At 38.7% G+C, this 26,222-nt stretch carries 25 protein-coding genes and 1 pseudogene; 18 read left to right on the top strand and 8 right to left on the bottom strand.

The genetic code is table 11. The features are described 5' to 3' along the window. Positions 1-64: 64 nt before the first annotated feature. The 8 genes from MTP24_RS05835 (at position 65) to MTP24_RS05870 (ending at position 6,553) form a co-directional block, all read left to right on the top strand. Positions 65-1,888, top strand: coding sequence for a copper resistance system multicopper oxidase (locus MTP24_RS05835; protein ID WP_036972186.1), 1,824 nt, complete (start codon positions 65-67; stop codon positions 1,886-1,888). After that, positions 1,885-2,748: a copper resistance protein B gene (locus tag MTP24_RS05840; RefSeq protein ID WP_036972184.1), complete on the top strand. Its 864-nt coding sequence runs from the start codon at positions 1,885-1,887 to the stop codon at positions 2,746-2,748. Before MTP24_RS05835 ends, MTP24_RS05840 begins: the two co-directional genes overlap by 4 nt. Positions 2,749-2,770: 22 nt before the next feature. After that, complete coding sequence (locus tag MTP24_RS05845) at positions 2,771-3,178, top strand: copper resistance CopC family protein (RefSeq protein ID WP_004588802.1); 408 nt, start codon at positions 2,771-2,773, stop codon at positions 3,176-3,178. 11 nt (positions 3,179-3,189) lie between these two features. Then, complete coding sequence (locus MTP24_RS05850) at positions 3,190-4,098, top strand: CopD family protein (protein ID WP_138569926.1); 909 nt, start codon at positions 3,190-3,192, stop codon at positions 4,096-4,098. 22 nt (positions 4,099-4,120) lie between these two features. After that, complete coding sequence (locus MTP24_RS05855; RefSeq protein ID WP_008109928.1) at positions 4,121-4,609, top strand: nuclear transport factor 2 family protein; 489 nt, start codon at positions 4,121-4,123, stop codon at positions 4,607-4,609. Between the two features lie 10 nt (positions 4,610-4,619). Beyond that, positions 4,620-5,138, top strand: a complete 519-nt coding sequence (locus MTP24_RS05860; protein ID WP_024032684.1) for a DUF411 domain-containing protein — start codon at positions 4,620-4,622, stop codon at positions 5,136-5,138. Between the two features lie 140 nt (positions 5,139-5,278). Beyond that, entirely contained in the window at positions 5,279-5,788 is a 510-nt protein-coding gene (locus MTP24_RS05865) for a DUF305 domain-containing protein (protein WP_024032683.1), read from the top strand. A gap of 33 nt (positions 5,789-5,821) precedes the next feature. Next, complete coding sequence (locus tag MTP24_RS05870; RefSeq protein ID WP_024032682.1) at positions 5,822-6,553, top strand: glutaredoxin; 732 nt, start codon at positions 5,822-5,824, stop codon at positions 6,551-6,553. Positions 6,554-6,868: 315 nt separating this feature from the next. Here the strand turns inward: MTP24_RS05870 and MTP24_RS18985 are convergent, their stop codons facing one another. From MTP24_RS18985 to cadR, 3 genes are all read right to left on the bottom strand, one after another. Next, positions 6,869-7,111 (bottom strand): MerC family mercury resistance protein, encoded by a 243-nt coding sequence (locus MTP24_RS18985; RefSeq protein WP_327077832.1) that lies wholly within the window; start codon positions 7,109-7,111, stop codon positions 6,869-6,871. Between the two features lie 102 nt (positions 7,112-7,213). Then, positions 7,214-7,582 (bottom strand): MerR family transcriptional regulator, encoded by a 369-nt coding sequence (locus MTP24_RS05875; RefSeq protein ID WP_028834999.1) that lies wholly within the window; start codon positions 7,580-7,582, stop codon positions 7,214-7,216. Positions 7,583-7,633: 51 nt separating this feature from the next. Then, positions 7,634-8,023 carry a Cd(II)/Pb(II)-responsive transcriptional regulator gene (gene cadR, locus MTP24_RS05880; protein ID WP_002962247.1) on the bottom strand — a complete coding sequence of 130 codons (390 nt, stop codon included), beginning with the start codon at positions 8,021-8,023 and terminating at the stop codon, positions 7,634-7,636. A 78-nt stretch (positions 8,024-8,101) separates the two neighbouring features. On the opposite strand from cadR, the pseudogene MTP24_RS05885 reads away from it, so the two are divergent. Both MTP24_RS05885 and MTP24_RS05890 read left to right on the top strand, forming a co-directional pair. After that, a pseudogene (locus MTP24_RS05885) lies at positions 8,102-8,832 on the top strand (transglutaminase family protein). After that, complete coding sequence (locus MTP24_RS05890; protein ID WP_002962252.1) at positions 8,819-9,706, top strand: cation diffusion facilitator family transporter; 888 nt, start codon at positions 8,819-8,821, stop codon at positions 9,704-9,706. Before MTP24_RS05885 ends, MTP24_RS05890 begins: the two are co-directional and overlap by 14 nt. Before the next feature lie 84 nt (positions 9,707-9,790). On the opposite strand, the gene MTP24_RS05895 is transcribed toward MTP24_RS05890, so the two are convergent. The 5 genes from MTP24_RS05895 to MTP24_RS05915 all read right to left on the bottom strand — a co-directional run bounded on the left by MTP24_RS05895 (position 9,791) and on the right by MTP24_RS05915 (position 16,542). Then, entirely contained in the window at positions 9,791-12,919 is a 3,129-nt protein-coding gene (locus MTP24_RS05895) for a CusA/CzcA family heavy metal efflux RND transporter (RefSeq protein WP_010557527.1), read from the bottom strand. A gap of 10 nt (positions 12,920-12,929) precedes the next feature. Beyond that, positions 12,930-13,826, bottom strand: coding sequence for an efflux RND transporter periplasmic adaptor subunit (locus MTP24_RS05900; RefSeq protein WP_036972173.1), 897 nt, complete (start codon positions 13,824-13,826; stop codon positions 12,930-12,932). A gap of 70 nt (positions 13,827-13,896) precedes the next feature. Then, positions 13,897-15,105 (bottom strand): TolC family protein, encoded by a 1,209-nt coding sequence (locus MTP24_RS05905; protein ID WP_243533194.1) that lies wholly within the window; start codon positions 15,103-15,105, stop codon positions 13,897-13,899. A 157-nt stretch (positions 15,106-15,262) separates the two neighbouring features. After that, on the bottom strand, positions 15,263-15,634 hold the full coding sequence (locus MTP24_RS05910) for a hypothetical protein (protein WP_243533197.1): 372 nt from the start codon (positions 15,632-15,634) through the stop codon (positions 15,263-15,265). Positions 15,635-15,642: 8 nt separating this feature from the next. Further along, a complete protein-coding gene (locus MTP24_RS05915; RefSeq protein ID WP_058405780.1) occupies positions 15,643-16,542 on the bottom strand; it encodes a cation diffusion facilitator family transporter in 900 nt (299 codons plus the stop codon). Positions 16,543-16,708: 166 nt separating this feature from the next. Between MTP24_RS05915 and MTP24_RS05920 the strand changes: the two genes are divergently transcribed. The 8 genes from MTP24_RS05920 to MTP24_RS05955 all read left to right on the top strand — a co-directional run bounded on the left by MTP24_RS05920 (position 16,709) and on the right by MTP24_RS05955 (position 26,030). Further along, a complete protein-coding gene (locus MTP24_RS05920; protein WP_008128668.1) occupies positions 16,709-17,059 on the top strand; it encodes a hypothetical protein in 351 nt (116 codons plus the stop codon). An 83-nt stretch (positions 17,060-17,142) separates the two neighbouring features. Then, positions 17,143-18,360 (top strand): TolC family protein, encoded by a 1,218-nt coding sequence (locus tag MTP24_RS05925; RefSeq protein ID WP_243533199.1) that lies wholly within the window; start codon positions 17,143-17,145, stop codon positions 18,358-18,360. A 64-nt stretch (positions 18,361-18,424) separates the two neighbouring features. Then, positions 18,425-19,681 carry an efflux RND transporter periplasmic adaptor subunit gene (locus MTP24_RS05930; protein ID WP_243533201.1) on the top strand — a complete coding sequence of 419 codons (1,257 nt, stop codon included), beginning with the start codon at positions 18,425-18,427 and terminating at the stop codon, positions 19,679-19,681. 11 nt (positions 19,682-19,692) lie between these two features. Then, positions 19,693-22,893, top strand: coding sequence for a CusA/CzcA family heavy metal efflux RND transporter (locus MTP24_RS05935; RefSeq protein WP_243533203.1), 3,201 nt, complete (start codon positions 19,693-19,695; stop codon positions 22,891-22,893). A 345-nt stretch (positions 22,894-23,238) separates the two neighbouring features. Further along, positions 23,239-24,681, top strand: a complete 1,443-nt coding sequence (locus MTP24_RS05940; protein ID WP_202819450.1) for an IS1182 family transposase — start codon at positions 23,239-23,241, stop codon at positions 24,679-24,681. A gap of 313 nt (positions 24,682-24,994) precedes the next feature. Beyond that, positions 24,995-25,372 carry a MerR family transcriptional regulator gene (locus MTP24_RS05945; protein WP_010557530.1) on the top strand — a complete coding sequence of 126 codons (378 nt, stop codon included), beginning with the start codon at positions 24,995-24,997 and terminating at the stop codon, positions 25,370-25,372. Between the two features lie 65 nt (positions 25,373-25,437). Then, on the top strand, positions 25,438-25,827 hold the full coding sequence (gene merC / locus MTP24_RS05950; RefSeq protein WP_024601094.1) for an organomercurial transporter MerC: 390 nt from the start codon (positions 25,438-25,440) through the stop codon (positions 25,825-25,827). Then, positions 25,815-26,030, top strand: coding sequence for a GDCCVxC domain-containing (seleno)protein (locus MTP24_RS05955; protein ID WP_076916053.1), 216 nt, complete (start codon positions 25,815-25,817; stop codon positions 26,028-26,030). The genes merC and MTP24_RS05955 overlap by 13 nt, the downstream gene beginning before the upstream one ends. Positions 26,031-26,222: the final 192 nt, after the last annotated feature.

Genomic DNA, 26,222 nt, shown 5'->3' on the forward strand with positions numbered 1-26,222 from the left:
GTCATGTTTAAGACAGGTCTATTTTCTATACTCAATACATATTCTGGTATGAAGGAGTAAGGAAATGGGGTTTAAAAAGTCATCACAACAGGTTAGCACACCACGAAGACGATTTGTTCAAGGCTTAATTGCAGGAGGTGTACTTGCTGCTTTTCCGAGTGTATTACATGCTGCATCATCTTTAGTAACAGGAACAATAACAGGCACTGTGCCCGAACTTAGCGGCAAAGTAATTGATCTGGTTATAGATGAATCGCCGGTTAACTTTACTGGCGTAGTACGTATGGCGACAACTATCAATGGCTCTATACCCGCCCCTACCTTGCGCCTCAAAGAAGGCGATGACGTTACTATTAGAGTAACAAATAAGTTATCAGTACCGAGTTCAATTCATTGGCATGGCATTATTTTACCGTATCAAATGGATGGCGTACCTGGTATCAGTTTTAAAGGCATTATGCCTGGCGAAACCTTTGTTTATAAATTTAAATTACAACAAAGCGGTACATATTGGTATCACTCACATAGTGGCTTTCAAGAAATGACTGGCATGTACGGTGCATTAATTATTGAACCGCGAGAAAAAGATATTATTAGTGCAGATAACGAGCATGTTATTCAATTATCTGATTGGACTGATGATGACCCAATGGCGCTGTTCCGCAAATTAAAAATACAGAGTGATGTATTTAACTTCAATCAGCCCACTGTTCCAGAATTTTTTGATGACGTTTCAAATAGCGGTGTTTCGAATGCTTTGCAACGCCGCAAAATGTGGAATCAAATGAGAATGAATCCTACAGATTTAGCTGACTTATCTGCATCAGCAATGACCTTTTTAATGAACGGTAGTACGCCAATGTCAAATTGGCGAGGAATGTTTAAAGTTGGAGAAAAAGTAAGACTTAGGTTTATTAATGGCTCAAGCAATACTTTTTTTGACGTTCGTATTCCAGAACTAAAACTAACAGTTGTACAAGCTGATGGGCAAAACGTTGAACCAGTGACAGTTGATGAATTTAGATTCGGCCCTGGTGAGACCTACGACGTAATTGTTGAGCCTAAAAATGATGCCTATACGATTTTTGCTCAAAGTATGGATCGCTCTGGTTACGCAAAAGGAACTTTATCAAGCTCGCCTAATATTGATGCGCCAGTACCTGCACTTGACCCTGTTGAATGGTTAACGATGACCGATATGATGGGCAATATGACCCACGGCGGTGAGCATTCTGCAATGGCAGGTATGGCTGGCATGTCAGGTATGAACTCTAAAGAAATGGATCATAGCGCTATGGAGCACGGTGCAATGGCGATGGATCATAGCAAACATGGTATGTCTGAAAACCCATTGGCAGTTGCCAGCCCTAAAGTGCGTCATGCCAAAACGGAGTATGGAGCTTCAGTTGATATGCGCGTTGATATGCCTAGAACAAATCTTGATGATCCTGGTATTGGTTTACGTAAAAATGGTCGCCGTGTTTTAACACTTGCAGATTTACACTCACTTGAAGGGGTCACTAACCAGCAAGAGCCAGAAGCTGAAATTGAGTTGCATTTAACCGGAAATATGGAACGTTATAGCTGGTCATTTGATGGCTTAGAATTTGGTAAAAGCACGCCAGTGCATATGAAGCATAACCAACGTTTAAGAGTTATTTTACAAAACGATACCATGATGACGCACCCTATGCATCTGCATGGTATGTGGAGTGATTTAGAAAACGAGCAAGGTGATGTGCAAGTGCGACGTCATACAATACCTGTTCAACCCGCACAAAGAATCAGCTTTTTAACCACCCCTCACGATGTAGGGCGCTGGGCTTGGCATTGCCATTTATTATTCCATATGGATGCCGGCATGTTTAGAGAGGTAGTCGTATCATGAAACAATTAAAACTATCTAAATCATTTAGTTTATTAATGTTAACTGGGGCTTCATTAATTAGTTTCCCTTTATTAGCGCAAAGTGAAATGGCACAAATGAATAGCGCTAAGATGCAACCACAAGGAGGAAGTGCACCTAAAGATGCAAGAGACCCCCATGCTTACTCTGCGGGAACAACTTTAACAGAAGGCCCATATGCGCTTGAGGGCAATGAGCGATTAACACTCGCTGATGAGCATCCATTTTACGCATTACTAGGCGATCGTCTTGAATATAACGAGCAAGCAAACGCAGGTGTATTTGACTTACAAGCATGGTACGGCACTACCTTTGATCGATTGGTAATTAAAACCGAGGGTGATTTCAGCGAAGGAAGTATTGAAGAAAACCAAACCGATATTTTATGGGGTCACGCCGTATCAGCATATTGGGATACTCAAGCAGGTGTTCGTCTTGATTACAATAAAGAAGGTGAAAATCGGCAATGGTTGGCTTTTGGCTTACAAGGTTTAGCCCCTTATTGGTTTGAACTTGATATGACAGCATACGTAGGTGAGCGAGGCAATACCGCATTTACGTTAGAGGCAGAGTACGAACTACTACTCACGCAAAAGCTAATTATACAACCGCGAGCCGAAATTACACTTTATGGCAAAAACGATAAACAAAACGAGCTTGGAAGTGGCCTATCAAGCAGCGCGATTGGCTTTAGGGTTCGTTATGAATTTACACGCCAGTTTGCGCCCTATATTGGCGTTGAATGGGGCAATAAATTTGGCAATACCGCCGACTATGCCACATCAAGTGGACAAAGTAGCAACAACACCGCATTTGTTGCGGGTATTAAATTTTGGTTTTAATCATTTTAAATAAGAGGTAATTATGAAGTTTTTTAACTCTGCAGTAGCCATTTTAGGTTTAGTGCTTACATTTTCCGCATCAGCGCATATATCACTCAAGCAATCAATACCTGCACAAGAAGCCATGTTAATGCAAGGACCAGAGGAACTTTCGTTAATTTTTAGTGGTGAAGTAAGGCTAGCAAAAGTCATCATCAAAGATGAAAAAAATAAAACAATAAACTTTGATTTCAAACCCAGCGCCACCCCAAGCACAGACTTTAATTGGTCATTACCGAGCCTAGCCCAAGGCACTTACACGGTTAAATGGACAGCACTGGGTGGTGATGGACATAAAATGACTGGCACGTTTAGATTTATGGTACATAAAAATGAATCGCATAAGATGATGCAAGAACAATCTAATACCCACAGCAAACATAATCATTAAGTAGCAACATCATGCAATTAAGTGAATGGTCAGTGCTCTTACTATTATTAAAACTAGCAAGCTATATAGCAATTGTAGGGCTTGCGGGCACTTTATTAATGCGCTTTATGTGTGGCAACAGCAATGTTGCAGGGCATCACTTAATTAGCTTTCATCAGTTCTTAAAACGTTGGCAAATTACGTGTGTAGTTACAGGTAGTATTGCTGCACTTTTACAAGTACCTATAGAAGCTGGAGCAATGGCTGAATCAGGCTTTATGGGAATGTTTGACCCCTTTATGCTTGAAATTGTTTGGCAATCAGTCATAGGTGACCAAGCAAGGTTTAGAATACCAGCGCTTATTATTGCTCTAATTAGCGCATGTATGTGGAATGTGGAATCAGATGATAACGTAGCAGGTTATAAAAACGATGCCGTTATACTAATCATGCTTGGGTTTATCGCTTATAGCTTCACTTTTACTGGGCACAGCGCAAACGAAAATGGGTTAGTGAAAAGTATTTTAACCTTTCACCTTATTGCCATTGCGAGCTGGTTAGGGTCATTGTGGCCGCTTTACAAAAGCTGCACTTTACTACCTACCAGTGAAGTAAAGCGGTTAATGCATTACTTTGGTCAACTCGCTATTGTTATTGTATTTGTACTACTTATTTCGGGCTTAACTCTGCTCCTGCAGTACCTAGAGTCATTTTCTGCATTGTTTACATCAGATTATGGGCAACTAATTTTATTAAAGCTGTTACTCGTCAGCGCGATGCTGCTCCTAGGTGCATGGCATAAGCTTTTTTTAGTCCCGCAAATCACTCAACAACACCATATAAGTATATTAAAACGCTCGATTACTGTTGAAATAGTAATTGCCCTGTTTGTACTTATTACAACAAGTGTATTTACCACACTTGTTGGTCCGCCTATTTAACGATTAATAAAAAGGGAAACGTATGTTAATTAAATCCTTTAATTTAAAAATTTTATTGCTACTAATTTTTAGCACTGTTAGTTCTTTTACTGTTAGTGCACATGACGATGAAAAATATTCAAAAAAAGGCAAGGCCTTTGTCAATGTTGATAGCGAGGCTGCAAAAACAGTCAGCCTATTTCATGCATCTCTAAAACAAGGTAATCGCGAAGCTGCACGTAAATTACTGGCCGACGATGTCATCATTTTTGAAGGCGGAAGTGTTGAGCGTTCTGCAGATGAATACGCGAAACATCATATGATAGCGGATATGAAATTCTTAAGTGCTGTTAATAGTGAACTACTAGAGCATCAAGTTTACACAAATGGAGACATAGCTTACTCAATTTCAAGAAGTAAAACTCAAGGAAAGTACAAAGGAAAAGATATTAAGTCTATGGGAATGGAATCAATCACATTAAAAAACACCGATACAGGTTGGAAAATCACTCATATTCATTGGTCAAATTAAGGAGTTAACAATGCGAGTAATCTACATTACCTCAGCGTTATTTTTATCATTAACTATGTCATTTTCGGCGATAAGTATCGAAAAACAACATAAAGCATTAATAACTTATGAGAATTCAGAAAAACCTAAAATTGAGCTTACCGTTTATAAAAGTAAAAATTGTGGATGTTGTAATAAGTGGATTGCTCATTTGAGCGAAAACAATATTCAAACAAAAGCAATTAACGTCAATGACATGGGGACGATTAAATCTCAGTATCAAATAAAATCAAATATGCGGTCATGCCATACAGCCGTTTCAGCCGATGGATTTGTATTTGAAGGTCATGTTCCCGCCAAACATATAAAACAGTTTTTAGCTGAACAACATCCTGAAAAGACGATAGGGCTCTCTGTTCCCGCTATGCCTGCTGGTACGCCAGGTATGGAAATGGGCGATCGCTTTTATAAATATAATATTGAAATGCTTACGCACGATTTACAGCAAAATACTTATAAGCATATTAGCAAATACGCTGAGCAGTTTTAACACTTATGGCACAACTCTTGATGTAATATTAAACATTGATTCAATGATTAAATATATAGTGGGTTTACGCCTAATAACCTGTAAGAATTACCCATTGGTATAAATGATATACAAAGTAAATGATAGAAAGGAGCCATCTAATGTCGCAGTATTTAAAGTTTTTCTTAATGATAGCCACATCAACATTAGTCATGTTTGTACTGATGTATTTGAATACTTATCAGCTAAGTCATGTTTTTTTTAGTGAAACTCGCACTTATATGGCGCTTTATATGGGAGCCATGATGGCAGTGATAATGCTACTTTTCATGCTCAATATGTATAAAGATAAAAAGAAAAATATAACAGTACTCATTGCTAGTGTTACCGTATTTGCGGGAAGTTTATTTTTAGTTCGATCACAAGCGACTGTTGATGATAGCTCATGGATGTCGGCGATGATCCCACATCATTCAATTGCAATACTCACCAGTGAAAGGGCAAAAATCAAAGATAAGCGAGTCCAAGAGCTTGCAACAAATATTATTGAGGCACAGCGTCGTGAGATTAAAGAAATGCAGTGGTTACTAAAGGATATAGAGAAAAATGGCCTAGCAGAAACTCAGGAGCAAGCACAATCTAGGACCGTACCGGATTTTAATGCTAAGTAAAATTTTATACCAATACATAAAAGGGAGCTAAACATGAGTAAATCAGCCCAACTTTTTAGAATGGCCACAGATGAGCATATTTGTCCGTTTGGTTTAAAATCAAAAGACCTACTAGAGCGAGAGGGATATACAGTTGATGATCAGCTATTAACTTCTCGAGAGCAAACAGATGAATTTAAAAAACAACACAGTGTAGAAACTACACCTCAAACATTTATTGATAATAAACGTATAGGTGGCTATGACGACTTACTCGATTACTTTGATAAGCCAAAAGCTGGGCAAGAAGGTACAACTTACACGCCCGTGATTGCGATTTTTTCGGTTAGTTTTTTGCTTAGTGTGGCATTTAGTTTTGCAGCGAATAATAGCTTATTATCAATGCAAACCGCTGAACTGTTTGTAGCCCTAACAATGGCAGTGTTAGCAATACAAAAGCTTCAAGACTTATTTAGCTTTACTAATTCATTTATAACCTATGACTTAGTCGCTATGAAAGTAGTCAGGTACGCCTATGTTTACCCATTTTTAGAAGCATTTGTTGGCATTGGAATGATAGCCGGATTACCAGCCTATATTATTGCCCCTATTTCATTGTTCATAGGTGGGGTTGGTGCTGTTTCAGTGATAAAAGCAGTCTATATAGATAAACGAGAGTTAAAATGTGCGTGTGTAGGCGGTGACAGTAACGTACCACTAGGGTTTATCTCCCTAACAGAAAACCTGTTTATGATCGCTGCCGGTATTTGGATGTTTGTTAAGTAAACAACAGCTTTAATTTAAAAACATGATGATGTACTAGTGTGATTACCAAGGGATTATGTCGCTCTAATTACCGAGCGACTTTGTCGTAAATAGCATATCAGCTGTACTAGCTCATATCAGATCTCACAGTTTAAGTGAATAAGTTTAGACTTCATCAGGCAGACTGCTATGAGCGAAAAGCAGACATTGACCGTTAATCGTTTCAACGACGGCAATTAGCCATACGTTGCATGTTTGCTCCCTTACTGGTTTTACGATATCCAAAACCGACATAACGACCATTAAGCAAATACCAAAGTAAAATAGGTATGTGCTTCAATCATATAGCCAAAGAGGATAAAGCGTTAATAGCACTGCTACAGGCCCTAGAATGCTGAAGACAGCTCTGGTATGGTTTTTATTTTTGTGCCAGTTGTATAAGTTTACCAATAGTTCCAAAGATGCAAAAATAGGTAAAAGCGTATTTACAGCTATTCCTTCGAAGTGAGAGAAGAAGCCTAGTCCTAATGCCGATGCAAGTGACCTTAATGCAGGGAAGCAGGCCGTGCCGCTAGCCAAACGCCACTAGAGCCTACTCTGTCTAATATTTTATTTATCATTTGAAAGTCTATTGGTTGATATTACCATCATTCTAAACTCCGTATATAAGTACGGAGTCAATCATTTTAATGAATCAATTATGGGGCAATGTGTTGGATCTTCGTTTTGCATACAGGTATTTGTCATATCCACAATTACTTTCTCTAAACGTTGAAGGTCATTAATTTTGTCTCGAATGATTGCTAACTTTTGTCGGCTTAATAGCTCAACTTGAGTGCAGTTGCTGTCCATAGACATTAGCGATTTTATTTCTCTTAACGTAAAGCCGAGCGCTTTGGCTTTTGTGATAAACCTAAGTTGTCCTGCTATTGTTTCGTCATATTGTCTATAACCAGATATTGGTTTTTCAGGTTGTGTAATCAGCCCTTCTCGTTCATAAAAACGAATGGTTTCTACATTTAAATTTAATGATTGTGCTAATTTGCCAATGGTTTACATTATTGCCTTTGTGAATACTACTAATCTAAAGTTATATTTAGTTTAGCTATCCAATGATTTGATGATGCCGCACGCTTCAATTGTATTGTCTGAACCACAAGCACTTGCCATCTGTTGTAATTCAGCTTTAAGCGCCCTTAATTCTTTCATACGTTTATTCACTAGTGCAAGTTGCTGATCAATTAATGCATTAACGCTAGAGCAGCTTTCTTCTGGCTTATTTTTTAATTCGATAAGACGTTTAATATCATTGAGTGATATATCTAGGCTGCGACAATGCTTTACGAATTCCAATTGTTTAAGTGCTTTACTATCATACAGCCTGAAATTACCTTCTGAACGGTTTGGATTTAACAGTAATCCTTCTCTTTCATAATATCTAATCGTTTGTATTGAACAGCCCGATTTTTTTGACAATTCGCCTATTTTCATCAATTTCCCCCAGACATTTGACTCTATAGTTACTATAGGATCTATAGTATAGGTATGCAACGAAAGGGATATATAAAAATGACTGAGAAATATTTAAATAATACGAATATCGTTAATTTTGAACACAAAGATATCCAATCCCTGATCGATCAACGAGGGTGGAAAAATTTGGATAATTTCAACAAAATTGGTGCCGCTTATCAGTTTGTAAAAGATGAAATAATGTTTGGCTATAACAAGAGTGATGATATTTCAGCAAGCGATGTGCTAGCAGATGGTTATGGACAATGTAATACTAAGGGTAATCTGTTAATGGCACTATTGCGTGGACTAGGTATCCAGTGTCGTTTCCAAGGTTTTACCATTGATCAGCAACTATAAAAAGGTGCTATCCTAAGCTTGTATTTTGGTTAGCACCTAAATACATCATTCATAGTTGGGTAGAAGTTTACTTTGAAGGGCGTTGGATAAACTTAGAGGGCTTTATATTGGATGAGCAATACTTAAGCTCACTACAGCAGAAATTTAGCCAAGCAAAAGATGAGTTTTGTGGTTATGGTGTTGCAACAAAGTGCTTATCTTCACCCGGTACGGATTGGCGTGGAGAGGATACCTATATTCAAAAAGAAGGTATTCATGACGACTTTGGGCTTTATGATTCACCAGATAAGTTCTATCTCGAGAAAGGTACTAATCTATCAGGTGTAAAACGTTGGTTGTATCAACGAGTGATCCGACATTTGATTAATATGAATGTATCAAAAATAAGAAATAAAAAAGTACTGGAGGTACAAAATGCACAACCATAGTCACAGTCATCAGCATGGTAAAGACGACCGGATTGGTTGGGCATTTTTCCTTAATGTGATATTTACCATTATCGAATTTATAGGTGGTTGGCTCACAAACAGTACGGCGATAATGGCGGATGCCGTTCACGATCTTGGTGATAGTCTTTCAATAGGTTTTGCGTGGATTTTAAGTCGTTTTTCAGATAAAGAAGCATCAGACAAATTCAGCTATGGTTATCGCCGACTTACACTTTTTGGTGCATTGGTAAATAGTATTGTTTTGATTATCGGCTCTATTTGGGTTTTATTTGAAGCAATACCTAAGCTGTCCAATCCTGAAATGCCTGTAGTTGAGGGGATGTTAGGGCTAGCCATACTCGGTGTTGCCGTAAATGGTTATGCGGTATTCAAATTAAAAGCGGGTGAAACACTAAATGAAAAAGTGCTGACATGGCACCTACTTGAAGATGTACTCGGTTGGGTTGCCGTTCTTATAGTCTCTATTGTATTGTTGTTCGTTGAACTGCCGATATTAGATCCTCTATTATCAATAGGGTTTACGCTGTTTATCTTATTTAACGTTTTCAAAAATCTTAAATCAACATTGGTGCTTTTTCTTCAAGCTGCACCCGATAAAGAGACCCAAGAGCGTATTAAGCAGTCATTAATTGAATTTCCTGAAGTAAATGGTATACACCATATGCATTTTTGGTCACTGGATGGTGAAAGTCACGTTTTAACAGCGCACCTTGAGCTGAGTGACAACTTTGACGTTAAAGAATTAATTAAGCTTAAACAAGAGGTTGCAGCTAAATTATCTTCCTATCATTTATCGCATACGACGATAGAGTTTGAGTTTTTAAATGAAAATTGTAGGGATGAAGCAGAGTAAGTTTTATCAATAAAATTTTGGAGCATACAATATAAAAAGCAGCTTAATTAGGCATAACTTAGTAATTAAGCTGCTTTTTTGCTTTTAGATTTCGTCGGATTGCTGTTTGTTACTCTCAGCGCCATGCGCCCATTGATATAAAATAGGCAATACAAACAAAGTTAAAATGGTAGAAGATACAATACCGCCGATAACAACTGTTGCTAGTGGTCGTTGTACTTCTGCACCAATTCCAGTGTTTAACGCCATTGGAATAAAACCTAAACTTGCGACCAGTGCCGTCATTAAAATAGGTCTTAAACGAATGATGGCACCTTCAATGATCGCTACGTATAGGTCGCCTTTTTCATGCCAAAGATCTCGAATAAAAGCCAACATAACCAAGCCATTTAATACTGCGACACCTGACAATGCAATGAAGCCGACACCTGCCGAAATTGATAAGGGCATGTCTCTTAAATAAAGTGAAAATACGCCCCCTGTTAATGCTAAAGGCACGCCACTGAAAATGATTAATGCATCTTTTAATGAACCAAATGCTATAATCAAAATACCTAGGATAACAACCAATGTTATCGGTACAACTAGGCTTAATCGCTTACTTGCTGATTCTAGTTGTTCAAACGTTCCACCATAATCAAGCCAGTATCCTGCTGGAATTTCTCCTTCCTGATTAATTTTAGCTTTAACTTCTTTTACAAAACCGCCTAAATCTCTACCACGAACATTGACGGTAACCACAACTCTTCTTTTTCCGTTCTCTCGGCTAATCTGCGCGGGTAAAGACTCTGATTTAAGCTCTGCAACTTCTTCAATTGGCACATAGTTACCATTCTCAAGTGGAAGCGGCAGATGCTTCAAGCTATCGATATCCGTTCTTATTTGCTCTGGTAGGCGAACAACTAACTCAAACCGTCTGTCACCTTCATAAATGATCCCCGCAGATTCACCGCCAATCGCAGTGGCAACCCAGTCTTGCAATTCGGTAACGTTCAATCCATACCTACCAAGCGCTTCTCGTTTAGGAATTACTGATAAAGATGGAACACCTGTGACCTGTTCCATTCGAGCATCAGCGGCACCATCCACGGTTTTCACAATATTTAGAATATCTTTTGCGGTAAGTAATAACCGATCCAAATCATCACCAAATATTTTGATGCCGACATCAGCTCTAACGCCAGAAATCAATTCATTGAAACGCATTTGAATAGGCTGAGTGAATTCATAGTTGTTGCCTGGAATGTTTTTCAGTACTTTTTCCATTTCTTCAACTAATTCACTTTTTGGTTTTGAAGGTTCGGCCCATTCTTTACGTGGTTTTAAAATAACAAAGATATCAGCAATACTCGGTGGCATTGGGTCGGTTGCTACTTCTGGTGTGCCAATGCGCGAGAATACTTTATCAACTTCAGGAAACGCTTTAATACGTTGCTCAAGTACTTCTTGCATTTCTACTGATTGCTCTAGGCCAGTCGATGGAATTCTTAATGCCTGTAGTGCAATATCACCTTCATTTAATTGAGGAACAAATTCTGTCCCAAGCGTAGTTGCTAACCAAAGGCTATACCCCATTAACAGCGTTGAGAATGAAACAATAATCCAACGAAATTTCATCGCCATTTTTAACAATGGTTCATAAATAGACTTGGTTGAACGAATAACTACACTTTCTTTTTCGCTGATTTTACCTTTCATAAACACAGCTACAGCAGCAGGAACCAGTGTAACTGAAAGGATCATTGCGGAAATTAACGCCATAACGACAGTTGCCGCCATAGGGTGGAACATTTTCCCTTCAACGCCAGTTAGCGTGAAAATGGGGATGTAAACAACAGTGATAATTGCCACACCAAACAAGCTTGGACGTATCACTTCTGAAGTGGCTTCAAAAACGGTATTTAGGCGTTCTCTTAAGTCTTGCCTATGACCGTTGTGTTGGGCCTGTGCTAACCTACGGACAGAGTTTTCAACGATGATTACAGCCCCGTCCACTATCAAGCCAAAGTCCAATGCGCCGAGACTCATTAAATTGGCAGATACTCCTGCTTGCACCATACCTGTGATTGTCATTAACATGGAAATAGGGATAACAGCAGCGGTAATGAGAGCTGCACGTAAATTTCCAAGTAGAATAAATAACACAACAATAACTAAAAGCGCACCTTCAACGAGGTTTTTGGTAACGGTTGCAATCGCTTTATCTACTAACGTTGTTCTGTCGTAAACAGGCTCTGCGGTAATGCCCTTTGGCAGAGATTTTTGTATTTCGCTGAGCTTATGTTCCACTTCTAAAGCAACGGTGCGAGAATTCTCACCAATCAGCATCATGGTTGTACCAAGCACTGTCTCAATGCCATTACGAGTAGCAGCCCCTGTTCTAAGTTCTTTGCCTATAGCAACATTGGCAACATCACTTATTTTTACAGGAATACCATCGTTCTTTTTGATGATGACATTGAGGATTTCATCCATTGTCGCAAGTTGCCCAATGGAGCGCACTAACACTTGTTGTCCGTTTTGCTCAATATAACCCGCGCCACGGTTATCATTATTTTTACGTAATGCATCAGAAACGTCTTCAAAGCTTACCTGATGAAAAAGTAATTTTTCGGGTTTCGGCGTTATATGATACTGCTTGTTATAGCCGCCGATGCTGTTGACCTCAATGACGCCTTTAACTTGAGCCAATTGCGGTTTAATGATCCAGTCTTGTATTTCTCTTAAGGCAATAGCGGTATAAGGCTCTCCATTAGGCATTTTAGCGTCAGGAGAAGCTTGTACGGTATACATAAATATTTCACCAAGCCCTGTGGAAATAGGACCCATCTCTGGCTCTAAGCCAGAGGGAATAACGCCTTTTATCGCAGCTAATCTTGCATTGATTAAGTTGCGTGCGAAATAAATATCGGTTCCCTCTTCAAAGATAACGGTCACCTGGGATAAACCATATCTTGAAAGAGAGCGGGTGTGAGACAGCTTTGGTAGTCCAGCTAATGCGTTTTCTACTGGAAAAGTTACCCTTTGCTCCGCTTCTAAAGGTGAATAACCGGGGGCAGAGGTATTTATTTGTACCTGTACGTTTGTTATATCTGGAACAGCATCAATGGGAAGTTTTTGATAACTCCACATACCAACGCCGATGATTACCATCAGCAAGCTTAATACTAAATAGCGCCTATTTATTGCAAGACGCAAAATTGATTCAATCATATTGCGTCTCCTAATCGTCGTCTTCTACTTCAGATTTCAAGATATCTGCTTTAATCAGATAACTGTTTTTGTTTACATATTCAGCGTCTTTACTGAGGCCATCAATGACCTCGATATAGTTTTTGTCTGAACGACCAAGGACAAGTGGTGCAAACTCGTACTCTTCATCTTCTTTTACAAAGACACCTAATTGTCCACCTAGCTCTTGTATGGCAACTTTCTCGACCGCTAAATCCACCTCAAATTGGTTTATCTTTACGTTGCCTTTTAATAATTGACCTGACGTTAGCTTTAACTCAGTGTTGTTTAATCGTACCCGTGCTAAAACATAAGGCTGATCTTTAGCTGGAATAATATTAGTGATGACTGAACTGAATGCGTGTTCACCTTGCTCAATATCAACATGCTGACCGACTTTGATTTGATTATATTGGCTGGTAAACACCTTAAATTCAGCCCACAAGGTGTCAAATTTGACGATTTCAAACAAGCTAGTGTTTTGCGTGATACCGCCAATATTTCCATTTCGCTGTAAAACAGTCCCAGAAACAGGCGATGTTATTTTATAAGTATTTAAGCTCTCATTAGATTCAATAACGGCTAATAGATCGCCTTTTTTTACCGTATCACCAACAGTGAAGTTTATTGTCTTTATAACGCCGTTATATCTAGCGCCAACTTGAAATAATTGTTCAGCGCCTATCGTCGTAGAGCCGTATACAGGGATAGTTTGGTTCAACGTTTTTGAAGCTAAATAGGCTGTTTCAACACCAACCTTTTTTGCCATGTTATTGTCGATTTTGCTTATGCCTTCTTCGCCTTCATGTTCATCTTCACTAGCGAAAACACTTTGAATGGGTGATAGATACCCAATAAAAATCAATAGTGCGAGTAAATAGTTTTTCATTTTGAATTCCTAAACGATTCAGTTAATCACTGAATCAATAAATTGTTATTAAACTTAAAGTGATGTTTATTTAGAGTGACAGCGCTTCGTTTGTTAGTTTTTCTATCTCTGCGCCATAAATTAGGGCAGCAGATGCCGCATCAATGAGGGTTCGCCGAGCATTTAACAGCTCTTGTCTAGCCGATACATAATCAAGATATCCATATCGACCTTTTTGATAGGCGTCTTGAGTATCTTCCAGTGCATCTTCAAGCATTGGGATAACCGACTGCTTTAATGAATTAGCTGTTAATATGGCTTGTTTTCTATTGGAGTATGCTCGTAGTAAGTGATTTCTAAACCTCAACTTAGTCGCCTCTTTCTCTATGGCAACTTGGTCACGCTCTGCTAGCGCACTAGCGATTGCACCAGAATTTCGCTTTTCAGCAAACAAAGGTAAGCTAAAGCCAGCGACCAGTGCCGTATCATTGGCTTCTTGAGAGCGCCTAACACCAACAGACCATTTGATATTGGCCGTTGACTCTGTTTTAGCTAACTGTATTTCAGCCTCTTTTAGTCGCTGTTCACTTGCATAGATTTGAATAGCAGGGTTCTTCTCTAACTTCGCAAAAAGGCTGTTAAAGTCACTATCATTGCCAAACTGAAACAGATCTCCAGTTACTCTAGAGAATGACACTGATGTTTCTCCCCAGTAAGCTGATAAAGAAAGCTTTAGATATTCCAAGCGCTTTTGTTCAGATTGAAGGGTGAGGTTAGCCTGAGCAATAACTGCTTTTGAACGTTTCACTTCAGCCTCAGGGGTAGCACCTGCGCGGTTACGCTGAGATACAATCTCTAACGTTTCTTGTGCTAACTTCAATGCATTATCTGCCAATATCACTCTTTGTTGGGCAGCAAGTACTTCTACGTACTTCTCAGTGACTTGAGCCATTAAGTTAAGCGCAGAGACTTCTTTCTCAGCATTGAGTAGTACTCTTGATTTTGAAACAAGTCCAATTCGCGCTGAGCGTTTATCTCCCATTTCGATAACCGAAGATAGAGCGACTGTTAATTCAGCACTGTCGAATGCATTAAATTCACCTGAGCCTGCAAAGTTCTCAGCTTCAACTTCTAGTTCATAAGCGGGATTTAAACTTGCTGTTTGTTCTTGTCCTGTTAATGCCGCTTGCTTGAAATCAAATATTTTAAGTTCGGGATTTTGTTTAAGCGTCCACTGAATTGCTTCTTGAAGGTTTAACTGATTTTCAAACGCATAAACATTAAATGTAAAAAGTGACAAAGCGAGAAACGCGATATATTTAAGCCGAGGTGTTACACACCTCAAAATTGCTATCTTGCGATGCTCACAGGTATTAAGTGCCATGTATACTTTCCTATAAATTTATATGTGATATTTAGGTCATTAACATTTGACCTTTCTTAATTTTCTATAAAATTTAGGCGTATTTAGGTGGGCGGAATGGCACCGACATATAGCCTTTTAGCTCAGGAGAAACTAAGGCGTAGGTAAGGAAATATTCTATTGTTTGTAAAATGTTACAAGAATAATCTGCATTTAAAAATAAGTGACAACAGCAACAAAAATTACAATTATCAATTGAAGTGTTGCTATTACTCACCTCAAATATATTGGAGGTTTCTGGAGATTTTAGCGGGGTAATAGACTCAGTTAGTGATGTATTAAAAGAACTTTCAATTAAGTTTACTTCAAGCTCTTCTAGCGAAAAAAACACAGATTGCACCGCGATTAAAATCATTATCACGTATGATATATTTGATTTGATATACGATGAGTGCATTGTTTTCATTTCTCTGCTTAATACTTTAGCTGTAAGATGCGGCGAGCACCGTTTAAAACGACAAGAGCAATTATCAAACCAATCACTAAATCTGGATAACGACTGCTTGTTGCTGTAACTAATAAGCCAGCTAAAATTACACCAACGTTTGCGATAACGTCATTTGCTGAAAAAATCCAACTCGCTTTCATATGAGCGCCGTCTTCTTTGTTGCCAAATATCAAAAACAGACAAGCAACGTTAGCGATTAGTGCTATTCCACCAAATATCATCATTAAAGAAGAGATCGGTTCACTACCGTAAACAAAGCGTCTTACGACTTCGCTCAAAGCACCTAGCGCTAGAATAACTTGAAGCACACCAGATATATGTGCTGCTCTAAGTTTCATGCTAATACTTTTACCTACGGCATAAATAGCTAAACCATACACAGCAGCATCAGCAAACATATCTAATGAGTCTGCAATTAGGCCAGCAGACTGTGCAATAATCCCAGCAATTACTTCTATAAAAAACATGACTCCATTAATGGCTAACAACCATTTTAGGGTTGATGCTTCTTTCATCTCATTTTTTTGGGCTAAGTCTTTTGCTTTTGCAGCTTCTGTACTGCAACTTTGTTTAGTTGACTCTAACTCTGCACCGAGTTTAAGTTGTTGTAACTTTTTTGTTATCTCATCTAAATTTTCATCATGAAAAACTTTGACTAAGCGATTAGGAATATCAAACTGCAATCCAACTGAAGGCTGAATTGAGTCAAGTGCTAATCTGATCAATCTCTCTTCTGAAGGACAGTCCATTTGAGGCACTTTATATGTACTGACAAACGCGCCACTATAGTTATCTAATTGTGTATCAATTTTTACGTCTTCGTTGGTAGGAGATGATTGACACTTACCACTACATTTTTCTGACATATTTAACATTCCGAAACAATATTAAAATAAGTATAAAATCTATAGTGGCTATAGAGTCAAATAAAAAGTTATTTAATTTGAAAAGATTGGGAAGTAACTAAATTGGCTAGTTTAAGTAAATAGTTTCTGCTAGTATTTTAAATACTATATTTAACAGGTAATAACTTTGAACCTTAATGTTGTGCTAAAAATACTATTAGTCGTTTCTATTGTTTTGCAATCGTTAACTGCTGTTGTATCCGCAACATCTGAGAATCACCAGATAGATATAGAGCACCTTCAAACTCAACATGATCATGACGATGATCGAAATGTTTTAAATGATAATACAGATGATGAACAGCACGATGTAAAGGATTGTCATCACTGTGGTCATTGCAGTGGCAGCCACTTATCTTGGATTTTAGTCAGTAATTCAAATGTCGATGGTAAGCTAAATATTATCAATAAAACTCCTTATCAATTTGACCAGACAAAAGCCTTCCTAGAAGCGATACATCGCCCACCTATTTCTTAATTAGATTAATTTTTAATGACCTATTTATTCTTTAACAATGGATAAAGGGTTCGTGTTTATTAATTTTAAAATTAAGAACTTTTATGTATATATATTTAAAAAATGCAGGTTTAGTCCTGTCTTTATGCATGGCTGTGAGTTTTTCAGTTGCCACTTATGGCAAACAGAAAAGTATTTCATGGCTAGATAGTCAAATAAATAAAGATCCCGAAGTTGTTGTGGCAAAAGAGTTACTTAATGCAAGTAATCATAGAGCCAAAAGTTTAACTCAAGCCGTATATAACCCAGAGCTTGAAGCAAACTATGAAAAAGAAGGTGATTTTGATAATTACTCTATTGGTATCAGTCAAACGATAGATTTTTGGGATAAGCAATCAACAAATAAAACCATTGGTGAAATTGATGTTTATGCAAACCAGCAACAATTGTTATCTCTACTCGATTCTAAAAAGGCTAATGCCTTAACTGCATTAGTTAATTGGCAAGCAGCAAAAAAAGCTGCTCAGTTACTTTCAGAAAGAGAAGAGCAATTGCAAACGCTCGTTGGAATTGTTGAAGACAAACGAAAAGCTGGACTTCTAGAGCCACTTGACGCTGAGCTAGTCTATTTAAACTTGTCGCAAATTTTTAGTGAAATATCTGAGTCTCAAATTGCTTTGAAAAATGCAGAGATAAAGGTTCAGGAGTTATTGCCAGATTGGACGCCTAATACCGCCAATTTACCCTCATTTACTTTTGGAGCAACAAGCTATTCATTTGACTCACAGTGGGTTGAGGATCATCCAAAAGTTAAACTCGCAAGAGCGCAATGGAAGGGGCAACAATCTAAAGCTCAACTAACCACTATGGAATCTAAACCTAATCCAACCATTGGAGTTAGCGCAGGTAAAAGTGGAGATGAAGACTTGGTTGGTGTGACTTTCTCAATTCCTTTAAACATCAGAAATAACTATTCAGATACTGTTAAAGCCGCTTATTCAGAAGCAATTGCAGCCGAGGCGAACTTTCGGTCGGTATATCGAAAGCAGTCTTTTGAAGCAAAAGCTAATTATGAATCGCTTAATGTAAGTAAAAAATACTATGAGCAATGGCAAAAACTCACACGAGGCAGATTAGATAGTAGCGCAAATTTATTAAATAGGCGCTGGGAAGCTGGTGACATAAATACTTCTGATTATTTACTCGCATTAAATCAACGTGCGGAAGGGCTTCATGCAGGAATACGTTTGGAAAATCAATTCAAGCTTGCAGAAATATCCTTCGTTTTAAGTATGGGTCAGTTATCCAAATTTGAGATTTGAGCGCTTTGTTTTTTCAGTAGCGAAAAACGAAATCTTAAATTTATTAAAAATATAGGTTACAAAAATGAATACAGTAATTAGTAAAAAATTTTTAGCCGTAGTAATTAGCAGCCTGTTAGTTGGGTTTACTACAAATCATGATGCTTTTGCACAGTCGTCAGATGGAACTGGTTCTGTCAAAAACGTTTCGAAACAAGAAGAAAAAGAACATCAAGATGAGCATGAACACGAAAAGGGACATGAAGAAGATAAAGGTGACCATGACGAGCACGGCCATGAAGGTGGTAATAGAGAGGGAGAAGAAGAACATGAAGAAGGTATCACTATTGATCCAAAGAAGATGTCGCTTGCTAACATTAAAGTGGAAAGTGTTAAGCCTGAATATCAATTTAGCTCCGTATATGCACCTGGCGAAATAAAAGCTAATGGCTATAAAAGTTATGTGGTATCACCACGTACAGAGTCAGTCATTATCAGTCGCCATGCAGCGCTTGGCGAGTATGTAGAAATAGGTCAGAAGTTAGTTACATTATTTAGTGAAGCAATGGCACAAGCACAAGCTGACTATTTAATCGCTTCAACCGAATGGCAACGTGTAAAAAAGCTGGGTAATAAGACGGTGAGTGAAAGTCGATTATTACAAGCTGAAACAACATACAATGCGAGCTATGGCAAGCTCATTGCTTTAGGGTTAACTGAAAAAGCAATAAATGGTATTTCTAACAAAGACATTAAAGCATTTGGACAATATGCATTAACGGCGCACCGTGAAGGTGTCGTGCTTCAAGACGACTTTATCCAAGGGCAACGTGTTGATGCTGGGGATTCAGTCATGTTGTTAGCTGATGAAAAACAACTATGGGTTGAAGCAAAAGTTTCTCCAAATAAAAAGCTAAATTTATCAATTGATTCTCCTGCGGTACTTAAATTAGAAGGCCAGAGTTACAATGCCAAAGTTATCCAAGAAGCCCATACAATTGATCCCGTAACTCGTACAAGAATTATTAGATTGGGGGTACAGAATGCTGATGATAACCTTCATTCAGGTATGTTTGTAAAAGTTTACTTTCAGTTTGCCACAAAGCAGAAAGTGATGGCTGTGCCAGAAGAAGCATTGATCCGCAGAGCAGATGGTGATTGGGCCGTATTTGTCGAAGACCAACCTGGAGAATTTAAAGCTGTAGAAGTAGAACTAGGCCGAGCCTTAGGTGATTTTAGGGAAATCATTGGCCTTGATAGTGGGACGCGAATTGTAACCAAAGGCGCATTTTTTGTTGCTTCTGAAATCGCTAAAGGCGGATTTGATCCGCATAACCACTAAGGAGTAAGACTATGTTTAATAAAATAATAGATTGGTCTGTTAATAATAGACTCCTGATTTTGATTGCGCTGTTTGCCACAATTGTCGGCGCAATTATGGTTATACCAAAACTAAATTTAGATGCCTTTCCTGATGTTACTAATGTTCAAGTTGCTGTAAATACTGAAGCGCCAGGACTAGCTGCTGAAGAAGTTGAACAACTCATTACGTACCCCATTGAAGCGGTCATGTATGCCTTACCTAATGTAGAACAAGTGCGCTCAATTTCTAAAACAGGCTTGTCTGGCGTCACGGTTGTTTTCAAAGAAGGCACCGACATTTACTTTGCAAGACAACTCGTATTTGAGCGTCTTCAAGCCGCAAAAGAACTGATACCAGAAGGTGTCGGCACACCCGAAATGGGGCCAAACACCTCAGGGCTAGGCCAAGTATTTCAGTACCTTCTTATTTCAGATAAAGATGCAGGCTATGATGCTATGGCACTCAGGAGTCTCAATGATTGGGTAGTAAAATTACTCGTTATGCCTGTCGATGGTGTTACTGATGTACTCTCCTTTGGAGGTATTGTTAGGCAGTACCAAGTAAATGTAGATCCATCTAAGCTTCTTTCTTATAACCTAACGCAAGAAGACGTTGTTGGTGCCCTAGATAACAACAATGCCAATGTTGGCGGATGGTATATGAACCGTGGGCAAGAGCAGCTTGTTATTAGAGGTGCAGGTTGGTTTGAAAGTGGTGACGCTGGTATTAGTAATATCAAACAAGTTCCCGTCAAAACAGTTGATGGGACAGTTGTGACGGTTTCGGATATTGCTAAAGTTGAAATGGGCAGTGAAATTCGTCAAGGTGCTGTCACAATGACGCGCAAAACCGAAGACGGTAAAGTCGAAAATTTAGGTGAAGTTGTCTCTGGCATTGTCTTAAAACGCATGGGGTCTAATACTAAAGCCACCATTGATGGTATCAATGCAAGAATCCCATTAATTAATCAAGCATTGCCTAAAGGTGTTCGCTTTGAACCATTTTATGATCAGGCTGATTTGATTGAAAAAGCCGTTGATACAGTAGTTGATGCACTATTACTAGCATTTATTTTCATCTGTATTGTATTAGCACTATTTTTAATGAATATACGTGCAACCTTCCTTGTCCTAATATCTATTCCAATTTCAATTGGTATCGCGTTAATGATCATGGCTTGGTGGGGCATTTCTGCAAACCTTATGTCATTGGGTGGCATTGCCGTAGCCATTGGTATGCTAGTTGATGGTTCAGTCGTGATGGTTGAAAACATGTTTAAGCATTTAAATAGACCAGACTCTACCCATTTAAAAACTGTAAAAGAAAGAGTGCCTAGTGCTGATACTGATCCACATGATGTAGAACAAGATGAGCATGGTATTAAGTTACGTCTTCAAAATGCGGGTAAAGAAGTGGCTCGTCCCGTATTTTTTGCAGCTTCTATTATTTTAGTCGTATTTACGCCTTTATTTAGCTTTGAAGGTGTTGAGGCAAAGTTATTTCAACCTATGGCAATAAGCATCATTTTAGCTGTTATATCTGCTATTGTGGTTGCGTTGTTTGTTGTACCCGCTTTAGCTACTTATTTATTTAAGTCAGGTGTAAAAGAGAGGGAAAGCTTTGTTCTTAGGCCATTAGACAAACTCTACAGAAAAGGGCTTACATTCGCACTAAAACGCACCAAATTAGTCATTTCAGCCGCACTTATATTAGTTTTCTCTGCCTTTGCATTAGTTCCATTAATTGGTACTGAATTTGTACCTGAGTTAGAAGAAGGGACGATAAACTTAAGAGCAACGCTTGCACCTTCTTCCAGTTTAGATACCGCGCTCACTGTGGCACCAATTCTAGAAGAAAAACTAATGGCTTTCCCTGAAGTAACCTATGCATTAAGCCGAATTGGTCGAGCAGAAATAGGTGGAGACCCAGAGCCTGTGAATAACATCGAAATTTACATAGGGTTGAAGCCTGTTTCTGAGTGGACCAGTGCATCTAATCGATATGAACTTCAAGGAAAAATGGAGAGATCTTTAGAAGAATTCCCTGGGTTGCTACTCAACTTTTCTCAACCTATTGCGACTCGTGTCGATGAGCTACTATCTGGTGTTAAGGCTCAGTTGGCGATAAAGTTGTTTGGGCCTGAACTTGAGGTACTGGCGGCTAAAGGTCAAGAAATAGAAACAGCAATTAAAAACATTGAAGGTGCAAGGGATGTTGCATTGGAGCAAATTGCTGGTGAAGCGCAATTGGTGATAAGTCCTAACAGGCAAGAACTATCGCGCTTTGGATTGTCTGTGAGTGACATAATGGAGGTTGTGCGTGATGGTATTGGTGGTGTTGAAGCCGGACAAATAATCAATGGTAATGAACGTTATGATATTTACGTTCGCATAGAGGAAGAGTACCGAAGTAACAAAGAAGCTATTGCTGATATTCGGCTTCAATCACCTACTGGTGCTTGGGTGCGACTGGGTGACGTAGCCTCAGTCTCATTTGAGTCAGGCCCACCACAAGTTAGACGCGATGATGTACAACGAAGAGTCGTTATCCAAGCAAATGTACAAAATCGAGATATGGGAAGCGTGGTTGCCGATATCAGAACGGTAATTGCTGAAAAGGTTGACTTACCTTCAGGTTATTCTGTTTCGATTGGCGGCCAGTTCGAAAGTCAAAAACGTGCTCAAAATAGGTTAGCTATAGTTGTACCTTTATCGTTAGCACTAATCGCACTACTACTTTACTTTGCCTTTGGTTCTGTTGGTCAAGCTATGCTGATATTGGTCAACGTGCCGCTTGCTGTAATTGGCGGAGTTTTCTCCTTATATTTATCTGGACAATACTTGTCTGTACCAAGCTCCGTTGGCTTTATTACCTTATTTGGTGTAGCGGTATTGAATGGGGTCGTTATGGTAGAAAGTATCAACCAACGTATTAAAGACGGTCTAGAAGCATCTAAAGCCGTTTTTGAAGGCGCTACTTCAAGATTAAGACCTGTACTTATGACTGCTATAACATCAGCTTTAGGTTTGATACCGATGTTAATGTCTAATGGTGTTGGTGCAGAAATACAGCGCCCCTTAGCGAGTGTTATTGTTGGCGGCTTGGTAACTGCAACACTGTTAACATTATTTGTTTTACCTGTTTTATATCGCTGGTTTTCAGAGAAAAAAATAAAAGAGCTATCCAGATAAAATGACTGTGAACTCTAACCCCACGCTAAAGTCACGTTTAGCGTGGGGTTATTGAGTAGATGAACGAAAAGAAAGATTAGATTTAACAATAAACTAATAGTCATGACTGCTTTGTCGGAATATTTGTCGTTAAACAGGCCAAAGCTAACTTCCGCTTTCGTATCTTTGCAGTCTTAATCTTTATGTGTCTCAAGGTCGGCTTATGGCACAGACTGTGTGAAAACTCTGATCACCTTTTGGTCTAAGTATCTGCTGCTTATGATCGATTAATCTATACATTTAGTTCACTTAATATACTGATATTTATATAATAAGACTATTGATTCAGTCGAGGGTTGAGGCAATATGTCAAAGTTTATAAGCGGTGAAGATCGTAACCAATCAACGTTATTTCCAGAATCGTTGGAAGACTACGTCAGTGAAGATAATACGGTCAGAGTAATTGATGTTTTCATTGAGGAACTAAATCTAGCTGAATTGGGGTTTAAAGGATTAACCTTAAAGTCCACAGGCCGCCCTAAGTATCATCCAGCCACACTATTAAAGCTTTATCTTTATGGTTACCTCAACCGTATTCAATCATCCCGCCGATTAGAAACCGAATGCCAACGCAATATTGAACTGATGTGGCTACTTGGTAAGTTGGCACCCGACTTTAAAACGATTGCTGATTTTAGAAAAGACAACGGAGGCGGTATAAAAAATGTATGCAAAACGTTTGTTGAAGTCTGTCGTCGCCTGAATATGTTTGAGAAACCCGTTGTTGCCATCGATGGTAGTAAGTTTAAAGCTAGCAACAACAAAGGCAATAATTTTACGCCAAGCAAAGTTAAATTTCACATCGACCGAGTCGAAAAGAACATTGAACGTTATCTTGAATTACTTGATGAAGCCGATAAAGAGCAAGCTAACGTCACAAAAATTAAAGCCACAAAAGAGAGACTAGCTGACTTTCGCAGCCAGTTAAAAAAACTATACGAGATTAAAGAACAAGTTGAAGCTCATCCTGATAAGCAAATATCCACTACTGATCCTGATTCACGTTTAATGAAAACTCAAGGTTTTACAAGAGTTGTGAGTTATAACGTACAAAGTGCGGTTGATACCAAGCATCACCTCATAGTGGCGCATGACGTGACCAACGTGCCAGATAGAGGCCAGCTTGCGTCAATGACGAAACTCGCACAAGAAGCATTGCGCAAGAAAGATATACGGGTATTAGCAGATAAAGGTTACTTCAGTCAGCCTGATATAAAAGACACTATCGATTTGGGTGCAGAGCCAATCATGCCCAAGACGGATACATCGTCCTCTGAAAAGAAAGGGATATTTAACCGCTCACTTTTCAAATACGATGCAAATAAAGATATTTACTTATGCCCCGCTGGTAATGAACTTCAAAATCGAATGCAGGTATTTGAGCAAGGTAAATACCTTGATGTTTACTTCAATCACATTGCTTGTCGAGATTGTAAAATAAGAAGTCAGTGCACTAACTCTAAAAAAGACCCTAGGCGAATAAGGCGGTGGGTGCATGAGATTCTGACAGAAGAAATGCTTCAAAAGCTAAAGAATCAACCTGAATTGATGCTTCATCGAAAGCAAACTGTTGAGCACCCCTTTGGCACAATTAAACTCTGGATGGGAGCTACCCACTTACTAACACGAGGTTTAAAAAGCGTGGGGACAGAAATAAGTCTTCATGTCCTAGCTTACAACTTCAGAAGAATGATAACAATTATGGGAGTTAACGGCCTAAGTAAAGCAATTAGAGTAGCGTTGCCATAGCAGTTTCGCTCGCGCGGAGAAAATTGCGATACTGAGAAAAAATCGATCGCAACCATCTTAAATGGTTTCAAACTAAGAACATACCCAAGACAATTTATTAAAAATTAGTTTTTACACAGTCTGGGCACAGAGCCGTCCTTCGGCTCTAACTCATTTATGTCCATCGACGATTTATCAATATAACTCACCTTTGCCCCAAAACGTGTTGAGGCGAATGCCTCAAAAGAGCGAAAACCAGTCATTGTAGTTCGAGCAATTTTACTTCGTATTGATATACTAATGTCATGATTAAAGTTGATTTTATGGTTGGACGATGAAAACAATAGGCAAGTTGGCTAAAGAACTTGATATAGGCGTAGAAACTATACGGTTTTATGAGCGGGAAGGCTTGATAAAACAGCCTCAAAAACCTCAAAATGGTTATCGTGTCTATGACGACTCAATCACCAAACAATTACAATTCATCTGTAAGGCCAAAGCACTTGGCTTTACTCTAAAAGAAGTGGCTTCATTGATGTCAATGGATGGCGATTGTGCCAAAGTAGAATCCCTAGGCTTGCTGAAATTGAACGTAATTCAAAATAAGATAGCTGACCTTCAACGCTTAGAAGTCGTCATAAAAGAAATGACTAATTCATGCCGCAACAATAACGATCAATCCCACTGCCCAATAATCGATTCGCTAAAATAGTATTGACTCCGTACCTACCTACGGAGTTCATACTCAAATCATTCAAATAATGTTAGACGTTAAAAATGATTAATAAGATTTTAGATAAAGTTAGCTCAGGTGGTGTTTGGCTTGCGGCTCTTAGTTGTACGGGGTGCTTCCCCGCACTCGGCTCGTTAGCATCAGCATTAGGATTAGGCTTTCTCTCTCACTTTGAGGGAATTGCTGTAAATACCTTGTTACCTATATTTGCAACTCTGGCATTGTTGGTAAATTTGTATAACTGGTATAAAAACCAAAATCATGCGAGAGGTATTCTTGGGGTTATTGGCCCTATAGCGGTTTTGTTAACCCTCTATCCACTATGGCAATACGAATGGAGCACTTATTTGTTTTATGTAGGTATTTGTTTGATGATTGTAATGTCCGTATTAGACATTGTTAAACCTTTGAAGGAGCAAACATGCAAAGTATAGAGTTAAATTCTACCATTACTTGCCCTGAGTGTGGCTTCAGTAAAACTGAAGAAATGCCAACCAACGCTTGCCAGTGGTATTATGAATGTGAATCTTGCAAAGTTCTCCTAAAGCCTTTGAAAGGCGATTGTTGCGTATATTGCTCTTATGGAACAGTGAAATGCCCGCCAATTCAAGAAGGTCAAAGTTGTTGCGATAGCTAAATGACAGTCTATTAATGGCAATGAGAAGGCATAAAAAGAAATAGTGAAATGTCAGCAATCGTATCATTGCAGCCTTTATCACTAAGTCACTCAAGGGCTGCTTTTGGCACAAACCAGAAATAGCTTCCAATGAATTCTGTATTTAAATTTTAGTTTTAAGCTGGGCTCTAATTAATAAATCATAATCTAATT

It is taken from the genome of Pseudoalteromonas sp. APM04, assembly GCF_022809815.1.
Taxonomy (GTDB): domain Bacteria; phylum Pseudomonadota; class Gammaproteobacteria; order Enterobacterales; family Alteromonadaceae; genus Pseudoalteromonas; species Pseudoalteromonas marina.